Origin of the sequence: Cesiribacter andamanensis AMV16, assembly GCF_000348925.1 — a bacterium.
Taxonomy (GTDB): Bacteria; Bacteroidota; Bacteroidia; order Cytophagales; family Cyclobacteriaceae; genus Cesiribacter; species Cesiribacter andamanensis.
This window is the reverse complement of sequence record NZ_AODQ01000208.1, coordinates 1-4170: the sequence shown is the minus strand read 5'-3', so window position 1 is coordinate 4170 and position 4170 is coordinate 1. Positions and strand designations below refer to the sequence as shown.

Below are 4170 nucleotides of genomic sequence, written 5' to 3'. Positions count from 1 at the left end.
AGGAGCAGGTAGCCCGCTGCGGTTAGCCACACAGCAGGGCCCCAGCGGCGCCTTTCGGCTGTGAGATCAGTGCTCTGGTGAGGAAGGGAGATGGAGGCAAGTTCAGAAATCATTCTGATAGGCTGGTGAAAGCTTGTAGCTCGTACTTCTTACAATTTATTAAAAGATGAATGTGGTACGAGCTGCAAGCACGCACCAGCAATAAGCAACCCACACTACTATTTTCACTACTTCTTTCGCAAACGAGCCCTACTTCACCTATAGTCCATGCTCACCTCCCTACCGCCTACGTCCTTCCTCTACCTCCCCCTTAGGGTATAAAACACCACCAGCGAAAAACCCAGCACCAGCATCAGGTGAAAGGGCAGCAGGCTCCAGTGCTGCAGGTACAGACCGGCCGCCAGACCAAAGGCAAAATAGAGGATCAGCAGCATTTCCACCACCGTAAGCCAGCTGAGCCCGCTGCGGATGTAGCTATTTTCTTTCCATCCCCCCTCTTTTCCCAAAATATTGAACTTGGGCGTACGCAAAAAGGGGCTTTTCTTGCCCAGCCAGCCCTCGGCCACCGCCAGTGTGTTGTGCGCCGACAGCCCCATGGACACCACCAGAAAGGGCGGGAACAGGCGCAGAAAATACTGCCAGCTCCGCCGCGGGAAGAGGCGACGGCTGGCGGTCCAGTAAAAAAAGGCAATGGAGAGAAAGCCCAGCAAAAACACACTGCCCAGCCGGTAGACCCCCTCCAGTTCTGGATGGGCCTGCTGCACAAAGAGCATGGGCACACTTAACAGGGCCGCCAGCAGAATGATGATGAAGATGCTGCTGTTAGTCAGGTGAAAGAAGGCATGCAGCTTATTGAAAAAACCGCTTTGCACCTTTAGGGATTTCAGCAGGTTTTTGCGGGCGCACTCAGCTGCTCCCTTGTTCCAGCGAAAGTGCTGGGAGCGGATGGCGGGCATGAGCACCGGCAGCTCGGCTGGGCTTTCTACCTCCTCCAGGTACTGAAACTTCCAGCCCTGCATCTGTGCCCGGTAGCTCAGGTCCAGGTCTTCGGTAAGGGTATCGGCGCTCCAGCCACCGGCTGCCTCAATACAGGCTTTGCGCCAGATGCCGGCCGTGCCGTTAAAGTTGATGTAACTGCCGGCCTGGCTGCGCCCCCCTGCTCTACCGTAAAGTGGGCATCCAGCCCAAAGGCCTGCAGGCGGGTAAGCAGGTTGTAGTGCCGGTTCAGGTGGCCCCAGCGGGTCTGTACCACCCCGGTCTGCGGATCGGCAAAATGGGGCAAAGTCTTTCGTAGAAAACTGGCCGGGGGCAGAAAATCGGCATCAAAAATGGCAATGAATTCTCCCTTAGCGCTTCGCAGCCCCTCTTGCAGGGCACCGGCCTTGAAGCCCTGCCGGCCCGGGCGGCGCAACTGCTCAATCCAGACCCCCTTTTGCTGCAGCTGGGCCGTTTTGGCCGCTACCAGGGCCACGGTATCGTCGGTAGAATCGTCCAGCACCTGTATCTGCAGCTTCTTCAGGGGGTAGTCCAGAGCAGCGACGGCCTCCAGCAGGCGCTCGGCTACATAACGTTCGTTGTAGAGGGGCAGCTGAATGGTCACCAGGGGTAGCTGCTCCTCCGGCAGTGGGGCGGGTTCGGGCAGGGGCCGGCGCAGGCGGCGCAGGTAGTGCCAGGCAAGGTGCAGCTGGCCCAGACTAAAAAGAAAGAGAAAAAGCAGGCTCAGGCTATACAGTACTACAATCACCCAACTCATCGGCTATAGCGAAAAAGGGTCCATAAGATCTTGTAGCCGGCCCCAATCACCCCCTTTAGGGTTCCGCTCACCTTGGAGCGGCCTATACGGCGGCGGTAGGTTACGGGCACTTCCCGGTTCCGGAGCCCCTGCTTGGCGGCTTTTATCTGCATCTCTACCGTCCAGCCATAGGTTTTGTCCTGCATCTGCAGGCGCTGCAAAGCCTCCCAGCGAATGGCCCGGAAGGGGCCCAGGTCGGTAAATTTTTCCTTGTAGATAAGGTATAGCAGGCGGGTGGCCAGCCAGTTGCCAAAGACCTGCTGGGGGGTGAGCGACCCCCTTTCCCGCCGTCCCAGCGCCCTGGAGCCGATCACCATATCCACCCCTTCTTCCAGGATGGGCTGCACCAGCAGGGGTAATTCTTCGGGATGGTCGGAATAGTCGGCATCCAGAAAGACCACGATCTGGGGCTGCTCCGGTTTTTGGGCCAGATAGTGCAGCGCCTTGAGGCAGGCCCAGCCGTAGCCTTTGCGGTCTTCCCTAAGTACGGTAGCGCCCAGAGCTTCGGCTACCCCGGCCGTATCGTCGTTGGAGGCATTGTCGGTGACCACCACTTCGCTGATCCAGTCCATCGGCAGGGCCTGCATGACCTTCAGAATGCCCTCGGCCTCATCATGGGCCGGAATCACCACGGCAATGGCGGGCAGGGCGGGCGGCACCTGCCTACGCTCTCTTTCTATCTGAAGTGCGGAGTCCTCTTCTACTCCTTTTGTCTTTTTATTGTCTTGCTCTACCTGCATGGCTATATACCGCCCAATCTTTACTCAATACTCAATACCAGCTTTAAAACTTCACCTCGCCATAGCGGGCCTTTCCCCCCTTGTTCTCCAGCTTCAGCACGCCCCGGGGGCAGACTGATGCGCATACGCCGCAGCCTACGCAGCTGGCCCGCACCACATTCTGACCCCGCTGGGCATACCAGCGCACATCGATGCCCATCTCGCAATAGGTGCTGCAATTGCCACAGCTAATACACTGCCCCCCGTTGGTGGTGATACGAAAACGGGATTTAAAGCGCTGGATAAGCCCGATGTAGGCCGCCAGCGGACAGCCAAAGCGGCACCAGACCCGGTTGCCCATCAGGGGGTAAAAACCGGTGCCTACCACCCCGGCAAAGATAGCGCCTATCCCGAAGCCATACCAGCTGCGCAGGCTGTAAGAGTCCACGCCCAGCAGCTGGCTGTTGCCCGTAAAGAAGGTGAGCAGCACGGCCACCGTCATCAGCACCGCCAGCACCAGCACGCTGTGCACCATCCAGCGCTCCACCTTCCAGGCCACCAGCCGCTTGTCGGACAGCTGCCGGAAGGGGTCGCCCAGCGTTTCGGCCAGGCCGCCGCAGCCGCAGATCCAGCTGCAGTACCAGCGCTTTCCCCAAAAGTACGACATCAGCGGCACGCCTATTACCACACAGGCAATGCCCCAGAGCAGCATAAACAGGCCCAGGACGCCGCTGCTCAAAAATTCGGTGATCTTGTATTCAAAGAACAGGTCATAGTTCAGCGGCCAGATGTTCTTGAGGTCGTAATAGGGCTGGTTAAGCGCCACCAGAAACTCGGGGATCAGAAAGGCAAAGGCCAGCTGAAAGAACATCACACTGCCGGTGCGCAGCTTATGGTACTTGCTGTGTCGGTACTTGATGAGCATGCGCACCCCCATAACCAGAATGGCCAGCGTATAGAGCAGTCCATAAAAAAACCATTCCGAGGCTTCGCCCCCTTTGAGCCACAGGGCCAGGGGGTCGGCCATCAGCATCCAGCTAGTGATGTAGTAGGGGAAGAAATAAAGCAGGATGTAAAACAGGATGAGAAAGGAGCCCAGCAGCCAGCCGATCCAGCCCCGGTTGGTGGTGGCGCTATGGAAGATGTGATTGTTCTTGATGCCCGGCAGCAGCCGCAGCTTGGGCAGGATGTAAAGTAAACCACCGAGGCAGGCAAGGCCAATGCTCAGGAACAGAAGAAGGCCGGGGCGCTCGGCCGGCAGTCCCTCGGCGCTGTGTTTGATCAGGTAGGTCTTGTAGGTGCGGGCCCAGTAGTCGTTAATGGGGTTTTGGGTCAGCTGCTCGTTGGCATGGGCAAAGGCCTTGTCCAGCACCCCAGCCAGCTGCCAGTCGCTATCCACCGGTTTGTCGTACAGGGGTTCCAGCAGTTGCAGCAGCACGGCCTGGTGGGCCGAATCGGATACGGCCGTCTGCACCACTTGGGGATGCAGGCGGTAGGTACCCATTTGGAGGGAGCCGATCAGCACGGCAAATCCCGCCAGCAGTAGGATAAGCCCCAGCAGCTGCAGGGGGTGCTTGTGGAGTTGGGTAGTGTGGATGGATTCCTGTACGCTAGGTGTTTGTGTCATTGGTTTAACCTCACCCAACCCTCTCCTTCAGG

4 protein-coding genes are annotated in these 4170 nt (G+C 58.3%); all 4 read right to left on the bottom strand.

The genetic code is table 11. The annotated features are described in order from the left end of the window. Window positions 1–299 precede the first annotated feature (299 nt). Genes ADICEAN_RS23800 through ADICEAN_RS20355 form a run of 4 tightly spaced genes read right to left on the bottom strand, consistent with a single transcriptional unit; the run spans window position 300 to window position 4138 of the window. Window positions 300–1088, bottom strand: a complete 789-nt coding sequence (locus ADICEAN_RS23800) for a glycosyltransferase family 2 protein (RefSeq protein ID WP_316928549.1) — start codon at window positions 1086–1088, stop codon at window positions 300–302. Then, on the bottom strand, window positions 1034–1753 hold the full coding sequence (locus tag ADICEAN_RS23795; protein WP_009197564.1) for a glycosyltransferase: 720 nt from the start codon (window positions 1751–1753) through the stop codon (window positions 1034–1036). Before ADICEAN_RS23795 ends, ADICEAN_RS23800 begins: the two co-directional genes overlap by 55 nt. Further along, on the bottom strand, window positions 1750–2532 hold the full coding sequence (locus ADICEAN_RS20360) for a glycosyltransferase family 2 protein (protein ID WP_009197563.1): 783 nt from the start codon (window positions 2530–2532) through the stop codon (window positions 1750–1752). Before ADICEAN_RS20360 ends, ADICEAN_RS23795 begins: the two co-directional genes overlap by 4 nt. A gap of 43 nt (window positions 2533–2575) precedes the next feature. Then, window positions 2576–4138 carry a 4Fe-4S binding protein gene (locus ADICEAN_RS20355; protein WP_009197562.1) on the bottom strand — a complete coding sequence of 521 codons (1563 nt, stop codon included), beginning with the start codon at window positions 4136–4138 and terminating at the stop codon, window positions 2576–2578. Window positions 4139–4170 lie beyond the last annotated feature (32 nt).